We start from the raw sequence: 24440 nt of genomic DNA on the forward strand, positions 1-24440 counted from the left end.
AAATATCCAAAAGATTTACATATTATTCAGTTAGATAATGGAGGGTTTCACAGTTCCTTAAACTTAAATATACCGGAGAATGTCATTTTACTGTTTCAACCTGCATATAGCCCAGAAGTAAATCCCATAGAAAGGTTATGGAAGTATATCAAAGAGCAATTAAAATGGCAGACTTTTGACAATCTAGAAGAATTGAGAGAAGCGGTAGAGAAAAGTCTGGGAAAATTAAGTAAGGAAATAGTCGCTTCTTTGACTGGATGGAAATTCATTTTGGATGCTTTATCTGTAGCAGATATTTAGGAAATTGGTATAAGAATGAGTAACTACAGAATTTTTTCTGTTAGTTATGTCACAAGTGTTGAAATTTTCTGAAGGATGTTCATCAGTCGAAAGTGGTAATCAAAGTGAGAGCGATCGCGCTTTTGCAATCAATATCAGTAGAGTATGGGCGATCGCATCTGGTGTTTAAATGTCAGCCAGTAATTTTGCTGTGGGTAGATAGGATTTTTAAGCTGTGGGTGGGAAGAATAAATCAAAAGAGCGATCGCGCACTGTCTCGGAAGTAGAATCATGCAATCGTGTCTCTGCAATGCTTGTAGGAGTTAACAGATTACATTTTTATGAATTGGTTTCCTACTCATTAGTGTTTATGTACTAATCTGGAAAAGAGCGATCGCGCACTGGCTCCCAAGTAGAATCATGGGATCGTTGTTTCCTTGCCTTATACAGAAAGCCTGGCTGTCCTAGTTTGAGGCTATTTAAACTTGTCCAGAGAGCTGATTATGCCAAACAATAACTCACAAGAATATGAAAATTTGACCAGAGAAATTCTTAATGATGATCGTATTTGCCCTTATCTTGATCTAAATAGAATAGAAGCTGAAAAATGTTCGTTTCCTGGCAAGAAAACGGGAGCAAATTGGGAAGTTGATGCTTTTGGCTATGACCTAGATGGAGAGCTGGTTTTAATTGAGTGTAAACATTATAAAAAAGGTAAACTCAAGCAAAATCAAGTAGGTGGGTTTGCTTATACGATTCAGGACGTGGGGGCAAAGCGTGGCATTATTGTAACAACCTTTGGGCTTCAATCTGGAGCAATAAAGGTAGCAAAGGCAGAAAATATAACTTTAATCAGGTTAGATTACAATTCAACTGATAAAGATTTTACTGTTCATCTAGTCAATAGAGCAGTTATTCAAAGAACAGATCAATTTAATAGCATCAGTTTTAGTCCTGGTATAGCAAGAATCAAAAAGTATTCCCAAGAAGAACTTCTTAAACGGATGCATGAAGATTCTAGTAGAGACAACCCTGAGATAAAGTGAAAACTGGAAGCAATGACCTATCTGCTGCCCTAACAGCGTTGTTGATGGTTGGAAAAAAGCGATTCTCAACATTTTCCCTGATAGCGCGATCGCTACCAAAACCTTTACACCCGATTGAGCAAAAGCTGTCGCTGACGAGACTGGGTTAGGTGCGGCGCTGAATCTAAACGCTCACCGTTACATCATCTTGAACTATGAGATGTTCGGTAGTGCGTCAAGAAATGGTGGGTCAGGTAAAGTAGAGAGGTATCTACTTTCAAGCATGATCTATGGAATGTCGGCTTTGCGGTCATCCTAGCATCCATAAACATGGTAAAGCCCCAAATGGAAGCCAACGCTATTTCTGCCCCCAGTGCAAGCAAACGTTCAACGAGCGATTTGACACGTTGTACTACCATCGGCAAGTCACTCCAGAACAAATCCGACAAGTTTTACAGGCTCATAGTGAAGGCAGCAGTCTCAGAGGGATTAGCCGCACTATAGGACTTGCCTACAATACCGTCGTTAGCCTTGTCCATGCAGCGAGCCAGCAGGCTCAATTGGTTCACAATGGCGAAGTACAAGCCGTCCAAACTGAACAAGTAAGTGCAGATGAATTGTGGTCATTTGTTGAAAAAAACAAAAGCAATGTCTGCCAACTCAATTAGAGTCAGGTGATTGCTGGATTGGGGTGAGCTTGGCTGACGCTAGTGGGCTGCTCCTCGCAGCACGAGTGGGAAAACACACCGATGAACTCATTGAAGCATTAGTGGTCAGTAGTGAGGGGAAGACTGCCTGTAAACACTCGAACAGTGACGATTGGGGCGGTTATGAGAGAGTATTGCCCCCTGAGATTATTCATCATATCGGCAAAGACAAAACACAACGCTTAGAGAGAACTAATGGAATTATCAGACAACAAACAGGTCGATGGCATCGCAAACAGAATAAGTTTGGTAAGGTCTGGGAACACACGAAGGTGACTAGTCGATTAGTGGTGAGTTACTTCAACTGGATTTGGCAACACAGTCGGCTTAAAACAACAGCAGCCCAACGAGCCGGATTAACACTAGAACCTTGGTCCTGGGATGATCTAATTACTTATCCCACTATCATTTGACGCACTACCTAATTTTACTCCTGGCTATTGCCTACACCTGTGCGGTTTTAGCAGGTCGCCGTTCCCGAACTATGGGTTTACAAAAATACCTGGGTCGCCTTCAACAATTAAAGCGAATTCCCCGTCGTCATAGTACGTTTTGGATTGGATTATATGGTCATTTATGGATTGGTGCTATGGAGTTTTGGTCAGAATTAGCAGTAGCACTCATGGCTCTCAATCCTCATAAACTTCCCTATTTTCACAAAGGTCTACGTGCTATGACACTTATCCAGTCTGCTTTATAGGCTTCTTGTCACCCCTTCAGAGGAATCTATTGATCATTTTTAAAGACTATCCTGAAGAGAATAATATTGATGAAAAAGCCGGTCTAGCCTATGCAAACTTATTATTACCAGATGAAGGGCAAAATCTGATTGAAAAAGCTGGATTTGTCCGAATTAGATTTGGTGATAATACCTGTATGCCGCATTAGGAAGGCTATCACTTCCTTTATTTGGGCGAAAAAACCGTGACTATATTCTTTCTATTTATAATCGGGATGATTTTGACAAAGGTTTTCTAGCTACAAACAGGTAATTTTGGCATAGCAAAGAAAACGGATATGTCAAAATATTATCCAGAAAATCCCAAATCAACGCTAGTAGGCGGGAATTTCTAATGGCTTTTGGAAATACACCCCACATATTTCTCGGTAAAAAACCATAACGTTGAACTTCTATAACCTCAAATCCGGTTTCTTCACAGAGAGTGTCTATAGATTTGCGCGTATAACGGTATTGATGATGGAATTTGTTTGGAAATAGGGACGCGATCGCTTCAATTAGGCTAAACTTATTTGGAAAATGGTAACAGATAAAAAAGCCGCCAGCCTGCAATACGCGAAATATTTCTTTTAAGCTGGTAATTTCATTTCCTCCAGTCTCTCTAACGTGTTCTAAAACCCCTACAGACACAACTGCACTGAATTTATTATCTGAATATGGGATAGCTGTTGGTTCTTCCCAAATTCCTTTCTGAAAATCATAACCCAGGCTGTTTATGCTTTTTATAAGGCAAAAATCATCAAAAGAAAATCCTGAAGTTTTATAGCCAGATTTCACCAGAAAATAAGAAAAATGTCCGTTTCCACAACCCCAATCTAATACTTGACTTCCTTGGACAACATATTTTAAAAATATGCGATAAAGCCGACGATATTGATTTGCACTGATTAAGCTTCTAAATTGCCATAAACTACAATCAATATTCTGCTCTTGAATTTTGATTAGTTCATTAACTATTTCATTAAAGTTTGAATGACTCTCTTCAGTTTCTACAGTTTTTACCATTTCTACAGTTTCTACTATATTTTTTTTTTATCCGTTGGAATTGCATCTCATTATTTAATAAAGGCATTTTAGAATCCTAGCCTAATTTATAAAATAAATTTCCATAATAAACTATGAAAACGTTTACCGGATGTGGTATAGAGCTTGCAAGAGAAGGAAGATACCTAAGATAACGTCGTATGCTGTTTTCACAAACGGAACAATTGAAGGCGTAGTGAGTGGTGTCCAACTAATCTAAAAATCTAAATACATAAGGAAATATTAGTAAATTCCTACCATAAATGCTTTTTAAAAGAAAAATTTTGACCCATCAGCGAGGAAACTTGCCCAACCGGAACGTGAGCTAATTAAGTAAAAATCCTCTACCCGAAGGCAGAGGATTTTATTTGTTTACCTACAAATGCTAGTTTTAGCCAGATTAACCGAACTTACCAGCAGTTGAGGCAATGAGGAAGGCAGCGTAGGTGAGGACGTAGCCCACAGCGAAGTGAACTAGACCAACCAAACGACCTTGGACGATGGACATAGCAACGGGCTTGTCCTTCCAGCGAACCAGGTTCGCAAGAGGAGTGCGCTCATGCGCCCAGACAAGGGTTTCGATCAACTCTTGCCAGTAACCACGCCAAGCGATCAGGAACATGAAGCCAGTAGCCCAAACCAGGTGTCCAAAGAGGAACATCCAGTCCCAAACCGCCAGGTTATTCATGCCGTAGGGGTTGTACCCGTTGATCAGCTGAGCGGAATATAGCCAGAGGTAGTCGCGCAGCCAGCCCATGAGGTAAGTAGAAGACTCATTGAACTGAGCTACGTTGCCTTGCCAAATACCCAAATGCTTCCAGTGCCAGTAGAAAGTTACCCAACCAAGGGTGTTCAGCATCCAGAACGCGGCAAGGTAGAAGGCATCCCATGCGGAAATGTCGCAGGTACCGCCCCGACCAGGGCCGTCACAAGGGAAGGCAAAGCCGAAATCCTTTTTATCGGGCATCAGCTTGGAGCCACGAGCATCCAACGCACCCTTGACCAAAATCAGGGTGGTGGTGTGCAGACCAAGAGCGAAAGCGTGGTGAACTAAGAAATCGCCAGGGCCAATTGTCAGGAACAGGGAGTTAGTGCCGCTGTTGATGGCATCCAACCAGCCTGGTAAGTAAGTAGCACCCGCAGTGGAGGCAACGCTATCGGCGTTGGATAGCAGAGTGTCGAAGCCGTAAAGCACCTTACCGTGGGAAGCCTGGATGAACTGGGCAAATACTGGCTCAATCAAGATTTGCTTTTCGGGAGTACCGAAGGCAACCACAACATCGTTGTGGACGTATAAGCCCAGGGTGTGGAAGCCCAAGAACAGGGATACCCAGCTTAAGTGCGAGATGATCGCTTCTTTGTGCTGTAGTACCCGGTCAAGAACGTTACCCCGGTTTTGCTCAGGGTCGTAGTCCCGCACCCAGAAGATAGCTCCGTGAGCGAACGCACCGAGCATGAAGAAACCAGCGATGTACTGGTGGTGGGTGTAGAGCGCTGCCTGGGTTGTGAAGTCCTTAGCCATGAAGGCGTAGGGAGGCATCGCATACATATGCTGCGCCACCAAGGAAAGAGCAGTCCCTAGCGCTGCCAGGTGGATTCCCAACTGGAAGTGTAGAGAGTTGTTATAGGTGTCGTACAGACCTTGGTGAGGCAGGTTGAACTGCCCTTCAGTTTTGGTGCCAAAGAAGTTTTTGGCGTTCAGCATATCTTTGATGCTGTGACCAATTCCGAAGTTTGTCCGGTACTGGTGACCGGCGATGATGAAGATAACAGCGATCGCTAGGTGGTGATGAGCCATATCCGTCAGCCACAGCGATTGTGTCTGAGGATGGAAGCCACCCAAGAATGTCAGAATCGCTGTTCCAGCACCTTGTGCAGTTCCGAAAATCTGACCTGGGGTATCTGGGTTCTCAGCGTACACACCCCAATTTCCAGTAAAGAAGGGGCCTAAGCCTGCTGGGTGAGGTAGCGTGGTCAGGAAGTTATCCCAACCTACGTGCTGTCCACGAGATTCGGGGATAGCAACGTGAATCAAGTGACCTGCCCAAGCCAAAGAGCTAACTCCAAACAAACCTGCCAGGTGGTGGTTCAGCCGAGGCTCAGCACTCTTAAACCAGGACAGGCTGGGACGGAACTTAGGCTGTAGGTGCAGCCAGCCTGCGAACAGGAAGACCGCAGACAGCAAAATCAGGAATACTGCACCTTGGAATAGGTCATTATTCGTCCGCATCCCGATGGTGTACCACCAGTGGTAGACACCAGAGTAGGCAATGTTTACAGGAAAGTTCGCACCACCTTGGGTGAAAGCTTCTACTGCCGGTTGACCAAAGTGGGGGTCCCAAATCGCGTGAGCGATGGGACGGACATTTAGCGGATCTTTGATCCACTGCTCAAAGTTACCTTGCCAGGCGACGTGGAACAGGAGACTGGAAGCCCACAGGAAAATAATTGCCAGTTGACCGAAGTGGGTAGCAAAAATCTTTTGATAAAGATTTTCCTCCGTCATTCCATCATGGCTTTCAAAGTCGTGAGCCATTGCAATCCCGTACCAGATCCGACGTGTTGTCGGGTCCTGAGCGAGGTCTTGGCTAAATTTGGGAAATTTTGTCGCCATAGTATCCTCAATTATCGGTACAGAGTGCTGAGAACTAAGCAAGTTCTACTCATTACTCAGCACTCATTACTCAGTCCTGACTTATCCTATTGATAGGATTCGCGCCTCGAAGAACGCCCATATCGTGACGATTGCCCCCAGGAGGAAGTGAGCAACCCCCACAGCCCGACCCTGAATGATACTCAGAGCGCGAGGCTGGATCGATGGGGCAACTTTTAGTTTATTGTGTGCCCAAACGATGGATTCAATCAACTCCTGCCAGTAGCCGCGACCACTGAACAAGAACATTAAGCTGAATGCCCAGACAAAGTGAGCGCCCAGGAACAGCAGACCATAAGCGGAGAGAGCTGATCCGTAGGATTGAATCACTTGAGCGGCTTGCGCCCACTGGAAGTCACGCAACCAGCCGTTGATCGTGATGGCACTCATCGCAAAGTTGCCACCAGTTATGTGATCCACCGTACCATCGGCGTTGACTGTTCCCCACACATCCGACTGCATTTTCCAGCTGAAGTGGTAAACCGCGATCGCAATCGTGTTGAACATCCAGAACAGACCCAGGTAAACGTGGTCCCAACCAGAAACCTGGCAGGTACCGCCACGACCAGGACCGTCGCACGGGAACCGGAAGCCCAGATTAGCCTTGTCTGGAATCAGACGAGAGCTACGAGCAAACAGGAAGCCCTTCAGCAAAATCAGCACTGTAACGTGAATTTGGAAGGCGTGAATATGGTGGATCATGAAATCCGCCGTACCCAGAGCAAGTGGCATCATCGCTACCTTGCCACCTACAGCCATAATCCCGCCACCGAAGGCATAGCTAACTGGCTCAAGCTGGTTGGGAGCGGTAGCTCCGGGAGCCAGAGTGTGCAGATTTTGCACCCACTGAGCAAATACCGGTTGCAGCTGAATTGCTGTATCCGAGAACATATCTTGGGGACGACCCAAGGCACTCATCGTGTCGTTGTGGATGTACAAACCGAAGCTGTGTAAGCCCAGGAAAATACATACCCAGTTGAGGTGAGAGATGATTGCATCCCGGTGACGAATCACCCGATCCAGCAAGTTGTTTTGGTTCACAACCGGATCGTAATCCCGCACCATGAAAATGGTAGCGTGAGCTGCTCCACCAACGATACAGAATGCCCCAATCCACATATGGTGGGTGAATATGGACAACTGCGTCGCGTAGTCAGTGGCGAGGTACGGATACGGAGGCATCGCGTACATATGGTGCGCCACAATAATGGTCACAGAACCCAGCATAGCTAGGTTGATACCCAACTGAGCGTGCCAGGAGGTTGTGAGGTTTTCATAGAGACCTTTATGACCATCACCTGTGAAGGGGCCTTTGTGGTTCTCTAGGATTTCCTTAATGCTGTGACCAATTCCCCAGTTGGTGCGGTACATATGACCGGCGATGATGAACAGCACCGCCAAAGCCAAGTGATGGTGGGCTGTATCTGTCAGCCATAAGCCTCCAGTGACTGGGTTTAAGCCACCTTTGAAGGTGAGGAAGTCAGCATACTGACCCCAATTCAAAGTCCAGAACGGCGTTAACCCTTGGTTAAAGCTGGGATACAGCTGCGCCATCAAGTCACGGTTCAAAATGAACTCTTGGGGCAGGGGGATATCTTTGATAGCCACTCCCGCATCCAGCAGCTTGTTGGTGGGTAGGGCCACGTGAATTTGGTGACCTGCCCAAGACAAGCATCCCAGACCTAGCAATCCTGCTAGGTGGTGGTTCAGCATCGACTCCACGTTCTGGAACCATTCCAGTTTAGGAGCACGCTTGTGATAGTGGAACCAGCCAGCAAACAGCATCAGAGCGGCTGCTACCAAGCCACCAATGGCAGTGCAGTAAAGCTGGAATGTGTTTGTGAAGCCAGCCGCCCGCCAAACCTGGAACAAGCCGGATGTAATTTGAATTCCGTGGAAGCCACCGCCCACATCGGCATTCAAAATATCTTGACCTACGATTGGCCAGACAACTTGAGCGCTAGGCCTGATTCCAAGGGGATTGGCTAGCCAAGCTTCGTAGTTAGAAAAGCGAGCGCCATGAAATTCCATACCGCTTAGCCAGATGAAGACAATGGCTAAGTGACCAAAGTGCGCCGCAAAGATTTTCCGAGATACGTCTTCTAAGTCACTTGTATGACTATCGAAATCGTGGGCGAGAGCGTGAAGGTTCCAAATCCAGGTGGTGGTTTTTGGCCCTCTAGCAAGGGTGCGGTCAAAATGACCGGGCTGCGACCACTTCTCAAAAGAAGTTGGTACCGGGTCTTTATCAACTACTACCCTTACCTTTTGCTCCCGCTCCGGAGGACTGATTGTCATGAGGACTCTCCTCTCTTTAGACAAGGAACGAGAACTGTCCCATTCAACAAAGTTGATTTTAATGGGGGCAGGAAAGCTGGCTGGGAAGAACCACTTTCCCCGAATTATGTAATGCCCGTTTTAAAGGGTTCACTACAGAGGGAAGGATTCAAAACCACACCCTCTATCTTGTAGATGATAGGTCTTGAATTACAGCCTATTCCGATGGACTTAACAATAATTCAAATTTGGTCAATCGTTTATGCAACTTAGCTTGCACCTCCATAATCAGGGGTACAAAGTCAAGAGGCGTTAAATTTAGTTTACAAAACTAAATTATCAGCTCATTTAAAGCTGGTATTTTTTTCCTTACCATCTACGGAAATTCCCTAGATTTCGGCGGTCAGATTCATGCTTTTGGGCTATATTTCCCTATGGGCAGCTGTCGCGCAAAGAGTAGGAGTGAGTGTTGGGCATGAATCGCCAGTGGAAACCCGTAAGAGTGCTAGTTTCATTTCTGATGGCAGCAGTATTGGTGGGAAGTTTAGCGGGGTGTGGCAAAGCCTCCCCGAAACCGTCAGATCCTGCCTCCAAAGGCATATCTTCCCTAGCCTCTGGGGCAGTCTCAGAAGTGTCACCGCCAGAAGTCATTCAACAGTTGCGTCCAGCCTTGGAAGCTTATCAGCCGCAAGTAAGTATTCTCAGCCCCCAGGCAGATGAAATTCTTCAAGACACCAAAGTTGAGGTAAGGCTCCAGGTTCAGGACTTGCCAATCTTCAAAAACCCTGACTTTGGTCTAGGCCCGCATCTGCACGTAATCCTTGACAACCAACCTTATGAGGCGGTTTACGACTTAAACAAACCCTTAGTTTTTGAAGATTTAGCTCCCGGAACTCATACCCTGCGAGTCTTTGCCTCCCGTCCTTGGCATGAGAGCTTCAAAAACGAAGGCGCTTACGCCCAAACTACCTTTCACCTGTTCACCAAGACAGCAGGCAACAACCCCGATCCTCAACAGCCACTGTTAACCTATAGCCGTCCTAAAGGCAGCTATGGGGCCGAGCCAATCATGCTCGATTTCTATCTGACCAACGCTCCCCTGCACCTAGTTGCGAAGGAAAATCCTGAAGACGACATTGCTGACTGGCGAGTACGGGTCACAGTAAATGGTCAAAGCTTTGTTCTAGACAGATGGCAACCGCTTTATCTCAACGGCTTTAACCAAGGGAAAAACTGGGTACAACTAGAGTTTCTGGATGAGAAGGGAAACCCAGTTAACAATGTGTTTAACAACACAGTCCGGCTGATAACCTACGATCCCAAAGGCAAAGATACCCTTGACAAGATTGTGCGGGGCGAACTCTCAGCAGATCAAGTTCGGGGAATTGTAAACCCCAGCTACACCGCTACGACACCAGTACCAACGCCAACCCCGACACCGGAACCGTTACAAACTCCTAGCGTTGAAGAAACACCTACGCCTCAGATAGAGGAAGAGATACCAACAGAACCGGAAGAAGTACAGCCAACAAGACCAGCCGAACCCTTATCGGCCCAGACAAAACAGGTAGAAAAACCCAAAGGTGGCTTTTTCAATCGCTTCCGTGGTAAATCTGCCCTCCCATCACCTACATTGCCAGAGGTGATGGAGTCGCCGACTCCGGAACCAGCAGAACCAGAAACAATTCCGCTACCAGAGTTTTTACCAGAACCGGAAGTATCGCCGATTCCAACTCCAGAAGTAGAACTGATTCCCCCAGTTGAACCAGTACCGACCCAGACAAAGCAGGTAGAAAAGCCTAAAGGCGGCTTCTTCAATCGCTTCCGGCGGCAACCTTCCCAGGAGGTGACACCTGCTCCCAGCTTGCCACCGACAGAGCCAGAAGCTATCGAAACGCCTTCGCCAGAACCCTTGGCACCAGAAACAGCTCCTGAACCAGAGGCAGGTGTTGTTACTCCTTCCCCCAGCTTGCCGCCAACGCTACCGGATATAGTGCCATCACCAGCGCCTGAAGCAGTGACTCCTGATTTGGTTGAGCCTCAGCCAGAGAGTTCACCAGATGCAGTACCTTCAACAACATCATCGGAAGCCAAACCCAAAGTGGATTTTAAGGAAATCTTCCTGCCAAAAACTTCTCCAACCCCAACCCCAAGGATTATCCAAGCCCCAACTGAACCAGATATCCCCAGCAGCTTCTTCAAGAAATCAGCAACACCAGTAACACCAGAACCTTCTCCCGCAGCTGAGGAGATGGAGGCTGAGTCAGGAGGTTGATAACCCTAGAAAAACTGGGTCAAAATCAGAGAGTGCGATCGCATTCTCTGATTCTCTAAACCCTCCCGCGCTAAACTAGCGAAACTGTAACCAAATCAAGCTCAATGCCAAATCTCTCAGTAATGGTATCTATCACCTTGGCTTCTTCTGGTGTTGTCACTCCGTCTAACTGAGCAATTTTCAGGCATTGAACCAGAAGCGATTGATTTGATTCAGCAAAGTCTCTAATTGTGGCGGTGATTTAATATTGGATGCGATCGCTTCCCTTGAAGCCGCTTTGGGATCGCCTTGCGCGAGCAAGTTCTAGAAGATTCGGCTGAGTCATAACCAGTAGACTTAACGTAAGGTTCTAAACTCAGAGTTCCCGGATTTTTACGATAGATTGACATTTTTCAGCATTTTTTGCGCGATCGCACTCCCGGTATAAAGCAGTCAAGCACAGTTTCGCTAACGTAAAGGAGTGTAAAGTTATGCGATCGCGCTCACTAATAAAGCTATGACTCCCCGCGTTAGAGCGCCAGAGTTTCCCAAAAACAAAACCTGGCTAAACACCGACCGCCCTCTCTCTATCCAAGAGTTAAAAGGGCGAGTCGTAATACTTGACTTTTGGACATATTGCTGCATCAACTGCCTGCACGTCCTGCCAGATTTGAAATACCTCGAACAAAAATACAAAGACAGCCTCACGGTCATTGGCGTTCACTCCCCCAAATTTGAAAACGAGAAAGAAGCTGAAAACATTCGTCAGGCAATCCTGCGTTATGACATTGAGCATCCAGTCGTAGTTGATAGCAATTTTGCGATTTGGCGACACTATGCCGTCCGTGCATGGCCTACCTTGATGGTGATTGACCCGGAAAGCTACGTCATTGGCTATATGTCTGGGGAAGGAAATCGGGATGCTTTAGACCAGTTGATTTCGCAGCTAATTGAGCAACACAAAGAGCAGGGAACGATTAATTTTCATGAACTTAGCCCCATTTTGGAAAAACAGCGGCAACCCTTGGCGACACCCCTGGCTTTTCCCGGTAAAGTGTTAGCGGATGGCGATCGCTTATTCATCGCCGACTCCGGTCATCACCGCATCGTTGTCAGTACCATCACAGGTGAAGTGGTACATGTAATTGGCACTGGCAAACAAGGGTTAACCGACGGTTCCTTTACCGAAGCTCAGTTTTTCGCTCCTCAAGGTATGGCACTAGACACCGAGAATCAAATTCTCTACGTCGCCGATACTGAAAACCACGCCATACGTCAAGTTGATCTCAAACATCAACAAGTGCAAACCATTGCTGGTACTGGCGAACAAAGCCACCAAATTCGCCCCCACAGTGGTGCTGGGCTAGAAACTAAGTTAAATTCCCCTTGGGATTTAGAAAAAGTAGGAAATAGCCTATTTATCGCTATGGCTGGCCCTCACCAAATCTGGGAAATGCAGCTAGAAACTGGCACCGTCAGCACTTACGCAGGCACAGGTGCAGAATCATCCATCGATGGAAATCTTGACGAATCTGCCTTTTCCCAACCCAGCGGCATCACTACAGATGGTCAAGAATTATACATAGCCGACAGCGAAATTAGCTCAATTCGCAGTGTCGGACTCGGCAAACAAGCTCAAGTGCGAACCGTCTGCGGCAGCGGTGAGCTATTTGGATTTGGAGATGTTGATGGTGAAGGCTACGACGTGCGACTCCAGCACTGCCTAGGTGTTGAATATGCCCAAAATTCCCTTTGGGTAGCTGATACCTACAACCACAAAATTAAGCGACTTGACCCCAAAAGCGGCATTTGCGAAACTGTTTTGGGAGGCACGGCAGGATTTCAGGATGGTGAAGGCACCAGCGCACGATTTTCTGAGCCATCAGGACTAAGTGCTGTTGGTTCCACTCTATACATTGCGGATACTAATAACCATGCCATCCGTTGTGTCAATCTCGCCACGCTGAGTGCCACAACCATAAAGTTTCCAGGGTTGTGTGCGCCAGATGTCTGTATTCCCGCCGCTTATGAAAATTAAATTTCTCGTTCCCTGGCTGGGCCAGGGAATGCTATTCTCGGAGGCTCTGCCTCCTGTAATGTTTGGCAGATGAGGCAGAGCCTCTGATTTGCATTGCTAGTCTCGGACTGGCAACGAGATAAACGAGAGAAAATCTATAAATCTACCGCTCCGAGTACCTGTAGCACTCTTTCAATATTATCCAAATCACCAACAATCCTTCGCACAGGCTGAGGCCAGACCCGAACAAGGGTCGGTGTTGCAGAGATATGATTAGACTCCGCCTGCTCTGGGTGTTTGAAGATATCAATAACTTTCAGAGTGTAAGGATGACCAAGAGATTGCTCTAACAGCTGGTGCAAACTTTGGAGAGTGCGTTCGGTGGTTCCATTATGTCCGGAAACAAACAGACGCAGCACATAACCACGAGTCGGGACTGTAGGTAATGAAGGTTGGAAACCAGTTCGCTCCAAGCGCACGATTAAGTCGTGATTTTCCCAAAGTTGAGGAAATTGGTCGCGATAAGTTTCCAGTACAATCGGGTCGCCTAATTCTGGGGGCCAAGGAGCAATTTGCCAATTTTGCCAATCGCCAGTCTGAAAAACCCCATTCAGTAATGCCTGATGCCGTCGCACTGGCGGATAGACTTCAGCCGCAACCTGCAATTCTTGAGTGTAAGGAGCAAACCAGCGATCGATTGTGGCAGTGTACGCTGGCACTAGAAAATGAGGAGGCTCCTGTAACCCCAGCATTTCTTGAAGTCCAGCACACAGATGCAGGTGCCAGTGGTTCTGCTTTGTGGAGTCAATACAATAAATTAAATCTCCCCCTGGTGTAAACAGGGCAATGCCTTTGAACAACTGGGGGATGTGTAGTTGGTATTGGGTCAAGGAAATGCGCCAAAAGAATAAAAATTAAAAATTAAAAATGGAAGAAGAAGCTCTTCTTTTTTAATTTTTAATTTTTAATTTTACATTTTTAATTGCTATACCCGTCCTCGGAGGAATTGAGCCATCTCGTTAGGAGTAGGCGACATTTCCAAGGCAGTTTCTTCAGTAATTCTACCTTCTTGATAGAGGTCGAGGAGCGCTCTATTCATGGTAATCATGCCGTCAAAACTGGAGGCAAGCATGATTCCGGTAATCTCTTCATACTTACCTTCCTTGATGTAATCTTTGATCGCCTCAGTATTGATCAGGATGTCGTGGAAAGCAGCACGTTTACCATCGGTGGTTTTGCACAAACCTTGGGAAATGATGGATACAAGGGACTCAGCGATCGCAATCTTCATAGAATGCTGCTCCTCAGCTGAGTAAAGATTGAGAATCCGCTCAATCGTTTTCACAGCGCTGTTGGTGTGTAGCGTTCCCATTACCAAGTGACCAGTTTGAGCCGCTTTGAGGGCAGTGTTAACCGTTTCTTTATCACGCATTTCCCCCACCAGAATCAAGTCGGGGTCTTCCCGCAACGCTGCTTTCAGTGCGTTGTCAAACTTCAAGGTGTTTAAACCGACTTCCCGGTGTTTAATTAGAGACTTGCGACTGGTATGAACAAATTCAATCGGGTCTTCAATGGTGATGATGTGCTTTGCCATTTCTTTATTGATGTAGTCAATCATGGCAGCCATCGTGGTAGATTTACCAGAACCTGTTGGCCCTGTCACCAAAATCAACCCTTTATGGTAATGACAAATATCTTTAAATACTTCTGGCAACCGTAGCTGCTCCATCGTCAAGATATTGTTCGGGATGAGTCGCATTACCATCGCCGGGCCGCGCATGGAACCAAATACGTTGATCCGCGCCCGCGAAAACTCGTACTGCGTTACCCCGTCAAAGTCTAGACGTTCTTCAAATTCCCGAATCTGAGCATCGCTCATCACTTCCCGCAACCAGCTCATAAAAGTTGCTTCGTCCGTTAACGGATAATCCGTCGTTTCCATGTCGCCCCGCTTGCGGAAGCGCGGAACTTCAGATACACCTACGTGAATATCGGAAATTCCATTTTCATGAGCCTTGACAACGATTTCCCGTAATGTTGGTTGTCCCGGACTAGGGCCTACAGGTTTTGCCGGTGTGCGAGCTACAACAGTTGGTGCAGCCGAGGAAGGCGGGGGAGCTGGTCGCCCCGAAGGTGGCACCCCAGGCGGCATCCCAGGTGGCATCCCAGGTGGAACTTTGGGAGGAGGCGGAGGAGCTGCGACAGCGGTTCTTTGTGTTGAAGACATTTCCACGGTTTGCATTGGCTGCTGCTGAGTGGAACTGGTGGCAGCGGCATCCCTTGCTGGAGGTCGCATTCCCGGCGGTGGTGCAGGGGGGACGCGGGGTGGAGGGGGCGGTGACATCGGTGGACGCTGGGGTTCTGTCATCTTTCAAATACCGCTGTTAGAAAATTTACATCAATTAATAAAGCGCACTTTCATCCCGCGAAGACGTTTCCTCAAGGCAGTCCTCAGAGGCGATTCGAGGGTTTGGCTGCTGTTGTAGGAGTTTTAAGCACTCCTATTGGTAGTTTTCCCAAAACTAGGGGGTGAGTAACATTCACCGGAAAAAATTCTTTCTTTTCAGGGGATTGTTCAATTTGGGATTTTGGATGGGAGGTTTTCTCCCAGTTACCCCCTCCCCAGTCCCTTTCATAGATGAGCTTAATTATGAGAATATTTCTTGAAAATCATAAGATATGTTAAGCAGAATGGTGTTGGATTGGTTGTATAGAAGTTATATGGGCGATCGCGTCTTTTTAGCCTGCCTATAAAATAAGCTGAAATCCTAACACTCTTGAAAACCTATATCTTTAGGGGGATGGTGGTTATAATTTGCGCTTTAGAATGAGCCGACGCTGAAAATTTTGCAGCCATAGATAATCTGAACTGAGTGTAAATTTTAGTAAAGATAAGCTCATCTTAAGAAAAGGATTAACTATACTAATTTTCACGCTGGTCGAGTCCGCAAGGATCGATTAAAAGTCATTTTCTACATATAAATTCGTTGTTTGGCTATCAGGAGAAAAAAATCATGCAACTGACTCAGAACCAAAGTTTGGGAAAAGGTTATTCATTATCTACGATCAAAAGCTTTTTGATCTGGACTTTTACTTTAACGGTTTGCTTACTGGTTGTAGGCTTCCCGTTGGTTGTCCTCATGGTTACGGTAGGCGCAATGCTGGCGATCGCTTTACAATCTGTACTGCCTGTGAGCGCTGTATTATTGGTGGCAGGAGCCTTGATTGGAACAAATATTTTGGCAGTTGTCGCTGGTGCGGCATTGTTAACTCTCAAGGGAGTACATCCTCAAGAAGTGCGTTGGTTGCACTGGCTGCATGGTGAAGCAAATCCTCGTCACACTTCAGTGTATGCAGCTTGCCCACTAACTTGCGATCTAGATTCCTAACAAATGAATAAATTGTGAACGCTCATCTAAAGAAAGTGTGTTGTCTGCAACAGTTCAACGACCCGGCATCTGCCGGGTCTTTTCGTAGGAGAATCTTTATATAGGATTGGGAAAAGCGAACAACTTTGTATGCGTCCGAAGTGCGAAAAACCGCATCAAGTACCATATAAAGGAAGCGATCGCAATTCCTGTTACTCGCAAATGACCTAAATTTCCATGCTCCCATCTCCTTTTTCGATTTGCATCACTCTGGGAACCCGTCCGGAAGCGATTAAACTGGCACCAGTTATTCAGCAGTTCCAGCGATCGCCCAATTTTAAAACTCAGGTAGTTTTGACTGGTCAGCATCGAGAAATGGTTCAACAGGTGATGCAGCTATTTGGACTGAGTGCTGATTGGAATCTAGAAATCATGCAACGTCAGCAAACTCTCACAGATATTACCTTTCGCAGTTTGCGGGGACTAGAAGCCATATTTGGACAGTTGCAGCCACAGATGGTAATAGTTCAAGGTGATACAACCACAGCTTTTGCAGCTACTTTGGCCGCATTTTACCAAAAAATCCCCGTAGGTCACGTAGAAGCGGGATTACGCACAGACGATCTATTTAATCCTTACCCAGAAGAAGCCAATCGAAGGCTGATTTCCCAACTAACCCAACTGCATTTTGCGCCAACATCACTGGCGGTGGAAAACCTGCAACGTTCTGGAGTGACGGGTGAAATTCACCAAACCGGAAATACAGTAATTGATGCTTTGCTGACGGTGGCGAAAAGTCAGCCAGAGTGCGACATTCCCGGTTTGGACTGGAATAAATACCGCGTACTTCTAGCAACAGTTCACCGCCGGGAAAACTGGGGGGAACCACTCCAAGGAATTGCAGAGGGATTTCTACATATATTAGATAAGTTTCCCGATACAGCTTTATTGTTACCCCTGCATCGAAATCCGACCGTGCGAGAACCGTTACAAGCACTTTTAGGAACCAACGAGAGAGTTTTTTTAACAGAACCCTTAGATTACGCGCAGCTTGTAGGCGCAATTCAACGCAGTTACTTGCTGTTAACAGATTCCGGGGGATTGCAAGAGGAAGCACCGAGTTTAGGTAAACCAGTGCTAGTTTTACGGGAAACCACAGAAAGACCAGAAGCTGTAACAGCAGGTACAGCAAAATTGGTGGGAACCGACTCAAATCAAATTCTGGCTGCGGCGACCCAATTGTTAAGTAATCCAGATGCCTATCAAAAGATGGCAACAGCGATTAATCCTTTTGGCGATGGACGTGCATCTGAGAAAATTTTGCAAATTGTAGAGAAATATTTCTCTAGCTGTTAAAAATCACTAAATTTCTAAGGATAGAGAGTGTCGCCAGTGGTGGAGTCAAAGACAAACAGCTGATTCAGGTCGAGTTGGATGGTCAAGCGATCGCCCGGACGACCCCGCCAATCTGCACCCGCCTGAAAATTCACCACAACACCAGATTCCGGCAAACGCCCACGAACCAGAATCTCCCTCCCTAAAGGTTCAACAACATGCACCTCAATAACTAACTGTCCATATTCCTTTTCTTCAGGGGGCGTTTGCGGTTCAATCCAAATATGCTCCGGACGAATTCCCAAATCAAAAGTTTTCCCTTCAGGGAGTTTTAACTTATTGCGAAGCGCAAACGGACAAGGTAAAGATTCGTTGCCTATCTGAAAAACTTCACCCGTGTAGGTCGCGGATAAAATATTCATCGGCGGACTACCTAAAAACGTCGCCACCATCCGATTAGCAGGTCTGGCATAAATATTTTGAGGGTCGCCAATTTGCTGAATCCGACCTTGATTTAGCACTATAATTTGATCGGCTAAAGTCATCGCTTCTACCTGATCGTGGGTGACATAAATAGTAGTAATTCCCACTTTTTGATGTAGCTGCTTGAGTTCCGCCCGCGTATCATCTCGCAACTGAGCATCTAAATTAGAAAGTGGTTCATCTAAGAGAAATACTTGGGGTTGACGTGCGATCGCTCTCCCCAACGCTACTCGCTGCTGCTGTCCTCCAGAAAGTTGCTTAGGTTTGCGATCCAGAAGATGGGAAATATCGAGCGATCGCGCTACCGTTTCCACCCGTTCTCGAACCATTTTCTTCTCAAAAGAGCGCATCCTCAGACCAAAAGCCAGATTTTCCGCTACCGTCATGTGCGGGTAAAGCGCATAATTTTGGAATACCATCGCCACATCCCTGGCCCTAGCGGGGACACCATTCATCAAAGTATCCCCGATGTAGAGATTACCGCCAGTGGCCGTTTCCAAACCAGCAATCGTTCGCAAAATCGTCGATTTACCGCAACCGGAAGGCCCCACCATCACCCAGAATTCTCCATCAGGCACCTCAAAGGTAATATTCTCAATGGCAGTGGTATTAGTAAATCTGCGCGTAATGCCTTGTAAGCGAACGTTTGCCATAGTTTTTAGCTATTAGTCATTAGTTATTAGTTTATACGTAGTTATTAGTGAAAATGCCTTATTGTAGGCGCTTCGCCTTCCCCAAGGATAATCGCAGCTTTGGACGTGGAACATCAAAGCTAAAGCGCTGTGGGTATATATTTCCTAATTACTATTGCAAAGAAAGCGATCGCTTGCTCGAACTTTTGGGTTATTCCTCAGATAGTCTTGCACCCAATCACAACTGTGCAACAGGAGATTATCTAAATCCAGATTCCAGATACTCGCTGTTTGATCCTGACTAGCAGAAGCAAGTGCTTTACCATCAGGACTGAAACTGACGCTTGTAACGCGGCCACTATGACCTTGAAGAGTTTTAATCAAAGTATCATCAAGCCGCCACAATTGTACTGTATTTTCCCAAGTAGTCGTCGCCAAAATTTGGCCATCTGGGCTAAAACTAAGATGAGAAACGCTATCAGTATGCCCTTCTAAAGTTCGATACAAAGATCCATCGCGCCGCCAAAGTTTGACAGTGTTATCATAACTAGCTGACGCGATTAGCTGACCATTGGGACTAAACGTTACATCCAAGACCCAGCCATTATGCCCAGCCAGAGTTTGGATGTATTTGCCATCAGATGTCCAGAGTTTTATAGTATTATCATCGCTGGTAGTTGCCAGTGTATTACCATTCGGACTAAAGGCAACTGCATTAACGCGATCGCTATGTCCCTTCAAAGTTTTAATCAGCCTACCAGAAACATCCCAAAGTTTCACTGTCTTATCGCGAGAAACAGACGCAAGGATATTGCCATTAGGACTAAAAGCCACATCCAAAACCCAATCTTTATGTCCATTCTGCCCATTTAAAGTCAAAAGCAGCTTACCCGATATACTCCAAATTTTCACCGTTTTGTCGCGAGAAGCAGAAGCAATCAACTGACCCTCTGGGCTAAAAGTAACACTAAGTACCCGGTCTTTATGCCCCACCAAACTTCCGAGTAACAAGCCGCTTTTGTCCCACAATTTTACCGTTTTATCTTGGCTAGCCGAAGCCAAAGTCTGACCATCTGGGCTGAAACTAATGTCATGGACATGATCCTTATGTCCTCTTAGAATAATGCGCGACATATCGTTAAGTCGCCAGAATTTCACAGTTTTGTCGTAACTACCAGAAGCCAAAGTCTGACCATCTGACGACCAAGATACACTGGTGACAGCATCGCTGTGTCCCTTAAGAATTCTGTAGGAACGGGTTTCAAACTTGGCCTTACTGTCACGCCGCCAAACTCTTACCGTATTATCATTACTGGCAGAAGCTAACTTCTGACTGTCAGGACTAAAACTAACTGCAAACACCCAGTCACTATGTCCTGTCAATGTCTGAACCAGTTCGCCGCTTTTGTTCCACACTTTTATCGTTTTGTCATCACTTGCCGAAGCTAAAAGCTGCCCATCCAGGCTGAAATTCAGGGAAGTCACTTTACCTTGATGTCCCCGCAAAATTTTGTCAGGCTGCTCTACCTTTGGCTTGGAAATATCCCAAATGCTGATGATTTTGTCATAACTTGCCGTAGCTAAGAGCCTCCCATCCGGGCTGAAAACAACGCTAGTAACTTTACTGTTATGTTTTAAGGCCTTTTGGAACTGGCCAGTGCTGCGGTTCCAAAGCTTTACCGTTTTATCATCGCTTGCTGAAGCCAATGTTTTACCGTCTGGGCTAAAGCTAACGTTATTAACCGGGCTACTATGTCCCTTAATTGTTCTAATTAAAGTGCCGTCTGTTTTCCACAGTTTTATCGTCTTGTCTAAACTGCTAGAAGCCAACGTTTTACCGTCTGGGCTGAAACTTACGCTGGTGACACTATCAGTGTGTCCAATAAGGTTTCCCAAAGTTTTCAGTAGTTTGCCATCACGTCGCCAGAGTTTTACAGTCTTATCTGTACTCGCTGAGGCAATTGTTTGTCCATCTGGGCTGAAACTCACACCCCAAACTATATCCCGATGCCCCTCCAAGCGATTGCGCTCTTGCACGCCATAGACTGCTCGCTGCATTGCTAACAAGACGCGCAGCTGAGTAGCTGCTTCTACACCCGTAGCATTTTTTAGGCGTTTACCTGCTCTCAACGCTTCAATTAAAGCATCAAATTCCTTATGGGAAACAAAGAGTGTTTCGGAAGAGGCACTTAGGGCGCTAAGCTGAGCATTAGTTTGCGCGATCGCAGCCACTTTTCTTTGAGCTTCCGCTCGCCACGCAAATTGTCCAGCCAAAATTGCCAGAATTGCCATCATAATACCAGCGGCAATCGTCCCCAGCTGTTGTTTCTGAACTCGATTCAGTTTTTCCTCACTTCTGGCTAGCTGTGCTTTCAGGTTCAAATCGGATCTATGGCGAATCCGCTCGACCAAATAATCATGCACCAACTGATAGCGGGCTTCTGACTCATCCCAGACGACAAATACTAAACCAGAGCCTATCAGAATCTCTAAAATTAAATTTAGTTTCTTTTTATTTATAGATAAAATAGTTGCGAATTCCTCTTGAGTCTTCAGCGGGCGGGTTCCTTTTTTATCAGTTAATAAAAACAAAATATCCCAAGCTGCGAACTCGTTCTCTGGACCACAATCAGCAATAACTTTTTTTAAAAATCTCTCCACTAGTTCTGCTTTTGGGTTAGCTCCAAGTTGCAGATATTGCTGTAAGGTTGTGATTTTGTCTTCTTCTTCTTGTAGTTGAGCGCCCACTAATTGCAACTCAATAGGTCGAACTTCTCCTAATTCTTCAGCCAAATCTTCCACCAACCGACTAATTAGTTGCTGCTCCAAATTAAAAAATGGAGAACGTTCAGTTAATCTTTTAATAACTAATTTGGCATCTTTCTTAGAAAAGTTGCCCAAGTAATAACGAATCTCTTGATTTAAAATATCATTATTGATAATATCTAAATAATTAAGCCGTTCGCATTCTAGTAAATAATGTAAATAGTCTTCTCGCAGCGATAAAATAACTTTGACAAAAGGAATGTTTAGACAGTCGCGCAAAAATTCATAAAATTGATGCCTAATCGTTGGGTTAGTACAAACAAAAAATAACTCTTCAAATTGGTCAAAAATCAGAACTGTTAACAGATTGCCGTTAGCATTTTGTCGCAACTGTTCTATAATTTCAGTGGAAATTGGGAACTCTTGACTGGGTAAAGGGAATAATTCTCTATCTCTACTGGTGTTTGCCTCCTCGCCTTTCTGATTCCTAAGAGCGAGAGAATGGGCTAAATTTCTTCTCAGCGTCCCCAGCCAATCGCTGTAAGCCTGCACTACGACGGGCAAGACATCCCGAGCGCCAATACTTTTGAGCTGTAATGCGGGGATTAAGCCAGCTGTAATAATTGAGCTTTTGCCAACCCCAGAAGGGCCGTGAATTAAAATCAGCTTGCGATCGTTGCGGCTGATGCGCTCGATAAGGCGACTAACATCTTGTTGGCGACCGGAAGCCGCTATCTCCTGGGCAACAGATCCTTTAGCTCTTGTTTCTAGTGCATGTGAGATACTTGGGTTAAGAGCTTGCCGGTGGGGCTGTAAGCGTCCAGCACCAGTGAAGGCGCGAAAACCATACTGCTGTTCAATGGAACGCAGTTGTTGCTTAAGTAGAAAAGCTTGCAGATAGTGACCTTCTTCAAAGTAAAGCGATCGCAAAGCTTTGGCAATCCGAATATACAAATGCGGATCGTACTGATGGTTACACTGTTCTAGAGCTTGTTCCAAGTTTTTGACAGCAGTAGCAGTTTGCCACTCACCCAAATGCTGCTGGGACACAGCCAGAAGAAATAGATATAAACTCTCATACTGGGAGAGTGGCATTGCTAGACAGGTTGTATCTAAATTCGTTATCGTTAACGTCGAGAGTGCAAACCTTGCTTGCAAATTCACCTCTTCCCAGTTGCATACAGAAAGAGCAACTTCCGCCAAAAAGCCATAATCTTGAGCTTGCTGGAGGGACAATTTATAAGTTTGATGTAACAACAAAGCTTTTTGAGCCAAAACCTGCAAGTCTGCCCAAGCTTCTAAACGTTGCAGCACTTCACAAAGAGACGAAATAAACTTAGCAACCAGTTCTGGACGCTCAGCTGCTTCAAAGACCTTAATACACTCCTGTAAATAATCTCTGGATTGGTTCCAGTGTTGGCGGCTTTTTTCTGGTCGCAGGTTAGCCAAACGGCTGTAACATCGCCCCAAGTGAAATAGCAGCAAAGCCTCTCGCTCTTTCTGGGGGTTCTCAAGGCCTAGCATGGTAAAGCGTCGCAGACGAGAATGGAAAGAAGTGTTTCTCGCCTTTCGGTTTTTGTCAGTTGCCTTTTTGTGACAACTCACTGCTGAGTGGTCACTTCGGAAATAAGCCAGACTTTTTTGATAATGGACTATGCTCGACTCGATCCGATCTCTGTTGTAGTCATCGCATCCCCGGACAAATTCCAGACTTGCTTGTAATTTTGGCTCTAATTGCTGTCCGCGATCGCGCAAATCTTCTAAAGCTGACTCCAGTTCTAGAGGATGGTCGGAAACACAAGGAGCGAGGGCAAAATTTTCTTGCGACTGATCGGTGCTGAAGTTTAGCTCTTTGGCAAACCAGGAGTCTGCCTTATTTTGCAGTAATTCCATTAACTCCGATGTGGACAGCACAAAGCGGATTGATGAAGCCGCCCAGCTTTTGAAATCCGGCGCAAACCGGATTAGCTTTTGCAGCACCGCATCCGTAATCCACAGTACTATCGGAAAGGGAAAATGAGCGCGAAACTCATCTCGCAGTAAGTTGGTAGATATCAGCACCTGGTCAAGCGCGATCGCTGACTCTAACCCCAAAATCATCAAAGCTGGCGGCATTTCCTGTTGTAGCTGCGATCTGCCTTGCTCCCCCACAGCTTCCAGAATCGGGTTGTAGAGGGTTTTGACTGTATCTGCTAAGAGCAGCTCCTGCATCAAAAACTGATTTTGTTGGCGTATCTGCTGCACCATCCGATTTTGTAAAGAAGCATAGTTGCAGCGCACCAAGATTAGCGAAAAGTACCCCTGAGAAAGTGCGATCGCTCTTAATAATGTCCTCACTGAGCGATCGTTGTATGCAGATGCCTCTTCTGGTTCCCTCAAATCAGTCATTGCTCTCATTTTCGGCCTGTGCGTTCGATGCAAATAGTCATCAACCAGTGCTGTAGCAGTGGCGGTATCTACAAACCTTATAAGCAATAATACTTAGTTTATTTTCCGGTTTTGCAATTGGCTGATTATCAGTATTTGCTAAATAAAGTTTTTTTACTCTCCTGTTGTCTCAGGACATATTTTCAGCACCCAACTGAACCCTGTTAATTATCAAAAATCGTTTATTAATCTTTCGCCAGCTCACATCTTATATGCCTTTAGCAGAGAATAATCAATATTTCTTTAGACAGAATATAGAAATCATTGTCCGCAAAAAGCATACGACCGATTGCCCACTCTATACAGTGCTTTTGATACCTAGTAACTAGCAGCCTATCCGGATTCTGTAGATATTAAAGTATGTTTCCGTGGCTATAAACTAATTTAGGGAACACTAAATTAAAGTTGCTGACATAAGAAAGACATAGATAGAAACCCGTTTTCTTTAAGAAAAC

Annotated in this window: 19 protein-coding genes; 11 read left to right on the top strand and 8 right to left on the bottom strand. The window is 45.8% G+C overall.

Translation table 11 applies throughout. From position 1 onward, the window contains the following. From H6F66_RS26930 to H6F66_RS26960, 7 genes are all read left to right on the top strand, one after another. Nucleotides 1-300: transposase (locus H6F66_RS26930; RefSeq protein ID WP_190419731.1), on the top strand; the 300-nt coding region annotated here is incomplete at its 5' end. A 92-nt stretch (nt 301-392) separates the two neighbouring features. After that, a complete protein-coding gene (locus H6F66_RS26935; protein ID WP_190428162.1) occupies nt 393-566 on the top strand; it encodes a hypothetical protein in 174 nt (57 codons plus the stop codon). A gap of 216 nt (nt 567-782) precedes the next feature. After that, the gene (locus H6F66_RS26940) at nt 783-1325 is read left to right on the top strand and encodes a restriction endonuclease (protein WP_190428164.1); all 543 of its coding nucleotides are present in this window, start codon (nt 783-785) and stop codon (nt 1323-1325) included. Continuing rightward, entirely contained in the window at nt 1322-1474 is a 153-nt protein-coding gene (locus H6F66_RS26945) for a hypothetical protein (RefSeq protein WP_190428166.1), read from the top strand. Before H6F66_RS26940 ends, H6F66_RS26945 begins: the two co-directional genes overlap by 4 nt. A gap of 120 nt (nt 1475-1594) precedes the next feature. After that, nucleotides 1595-2424, top strand: a protein-coding gene (locus tag H6F66_RS26950; protein ID WP_190428168.1) for an IS1 family transposase whose coding sequence is annotated in 2 segments (ribosomal slippage) — nt 1595-1936 and nt 1939-2424 — 828 coding nt in all. Because the reading frame shifts where the segments join, the coding sequence is not laid out codon by codon here. Next, nucleotides 2421-2711 carry a hypothetical protein gene (locus tag H6F66_RS26955; RefSeq protein WP_199295085.1) on the top strand — a complete coding sequence of 97 codons (291 nt, stop codon included), beginning with the start codon at nt 2421-2423 and terminating at the stop codon, nt 2709-2711. The genes H6F66_RS26950 and H6F66_RS26955 overlap by 4 nt, the downstream gene beginning before the upstream one ends. Before the next feature lie 29 nt (nt 2712-2740). After that, the gene (locus H6F66_RS26960) at nt 2741-2899 is read left to right on the top strand and encodes a hypothetical protein (protein ID WP_190428340.1); all 159 of its coding nucleotides are present in this window, start codon (nt 2741-2743) and stop codon (nt 2897-2899) included. A gap of 55 nt (nt 2900-2954) precedes the next feature. Here H6F66_RS26960 and H6F66_RS26965 read toward each other — a convergent pair whose 3' ends face one another. The 3 genes from H6F66_RS26965 to psaA all read right to left on the bottom strand — a co-directional run bounded on the left by H6F66_RS26965 (nt 2955) and on the right by psaA (nt 8724). After that, nucleotides 2955-3755 (bottom strand): class I SAM-dependent methyltransferase, encoded by an 801-nt coding sequence (locus tag H6F66_RS26965; RefSeq protein ID WP_190428170.1) that lies wholly within the window; start codon nt 3753-3755, stop codon nt 2955-2957. Nucleotides 3756-4173: 418 nt separating this feature from the next. Further along, nucleotides 4174-6387, bottom strand: a complete 2214-nt coding sequence (psaB, locus tag H6F66_RS26970; protein ID WP_190428172.1) for a photosystem I core protein PsaB — start codon at nt 6385-6387, stop codon at nt 4174-4176. Nucleotides 6388-6468: 81 nt separating this feature from the next. After that, nucleotides 6469-8724 (bottom strand): photosystem I core protein PsaA, encoded by a 2256-nt coding sequence (gene psaA, locus H6F66_RS26975; RefSeq protein ID WP_190428174.1) that lies wholly within the window; start codon nt 8722-8724, stop codon nt 6469-6471. Between the two features lie 454 nt (nt 8725-9178). On the opposite strand from psaA, the gene H6F66_RS26980 reads away from it, so the two are divergent. Beyond that, complete coding sequence (locus H6F66_RS26980; protein ID WP_190428176.1) at nt 9179-10978, top strand: hypothetical protein; 1800 nt, start codon at nt 9179-9181, stop codon at nt 10976-10978. A gap of 224 nt (nt 10979-11202) precedes the next feature. Here the strand turns inward: H6F66_RS26980 and H6F66_RS26985 are convergent, their stop codons facing one another. Then, nucleotides 11203-11367, bottom strand: a complete 165-nt coding sequence (locus H6F66_RS26985) for a hypothetical protein (protein WP_190428177.1) — start codon at nt 11365-11367, stop codon at nt 11203-11205. A gap of 107 nt (nt 11368-11474) precedes the next feature. Here H6F66_RS26985 and H6F66_RS26990 point away from each other — a divergent pair, with 107 nt between their 5' ends. Continuing rightward, nucleotides 11475-12995, top strand: a complete 1521-nt coding sequence (locus tag H6F66_RS26990; RefSeq protein WP_190428179.1) for a thioredoxin-like domain-containing protein — start codon at nt 11475-11477, stop codon at nt 12993-12995. Between the two features lie 134 nt (nt 12996-13129). Here H6F66_RS26990 and H6F66_RS26995 read toward each other — a convergent pair whose 3' ends face one another. Both H6F66_RS26995 and H6F66_RS27000 read right to left on the bottom strand, forming a co-directional pair. Continuing rightward, the gene (locus H6F66_RS26995) at nt 13130-13864 is read right to left on the bottom strand and encodes a circadian clock KaiB family protein (protein ID WP_190428181.1); all 735 of its coding nucleotides are present in this window, start codon (nt 13862-13864) and stop codon (nt 13130-13132) included. Nucleotides 13865-13959: 95 nt separating this feature from the next. Next, entirely contained in the window at nt 13960-15342 is a 1383-nt protein-coding gene (locus H6F66_RS27000; RefSeq protein WP_190428182.1) for a type IV pilus twitching motility protein PilT, read from the bottom strand. A 646-nt stretch (nt 15343-15988) separates the two neighbouring features. Here H6F66_RS27000 and H6F66_RS27005 point away from each other — a divergent pair. Both H6F66_RS27005 and wecB read left to right on the top strand, forming a co-directional pair. After that, on the top strand, nt 15989-16363 hold the full coding sequence (locus H6F66_RS27005; RefSeq protein WP_190428184.1) for a hypothetical protein: 375 nt from the start codon (nt 15989-15991) through the stop codon (nt 16361-16363). Nucleotides 16364-16579: 216 nt separating this feature from the next. Next, entirely contained in the window at nt 16580-17698 is a 1119-nt protein-coding gene (gene wecB, locus H6F66_RS27010) for a UDP-N-acetylglucosamine 2-epimerase (non-hydrolyzing) (protein WP_190428186.1), read from the top strand. 14 nt (nt 17699-17712) lie between these two features. Here the strand turns inward: wecB and H6F66_RS27015 are convergent, their stop codons facing one another. Together H6F66_RS27015 and H6F66_RS27020 are read right to left on the bottom strand one after the other, a co-directional pair. Further along, nucleotides 17713-18813, bottom strand: a complete 1101-nt coding sequence (locus H6F66_RS27015) for an ABC transporter ATP-binding protein (protein WP_190428187.1) — start codon at nt 18811-18813, stop codon at nt 17713-17715. Nucleotides 18814-18957: 144 nt separating this feature from the next. Further along, nucleotides 18958-23955, bottom strand: a complete 4998-nt coding sequence (locus H6F66_RS27020) for a hypothetical protein (RefSeq protein ID WP_199313387.1) — start codon at nt 23953-23955, stop codon at nt 18958-18960. Nucleotides 23956-24440: the final 485 nt, after the last annotated feature.

Origin of the sequence: Trichocoleus sp. FACHB-6 (assembly GCF_014695815.1) — a bacterium.
Lineage (GTDB): Bacteria > Cyanobacteriota > Cyanobacteriia > Cyanobacteriales > FACHB-T130 > Funiculus > Funiculus sociatus.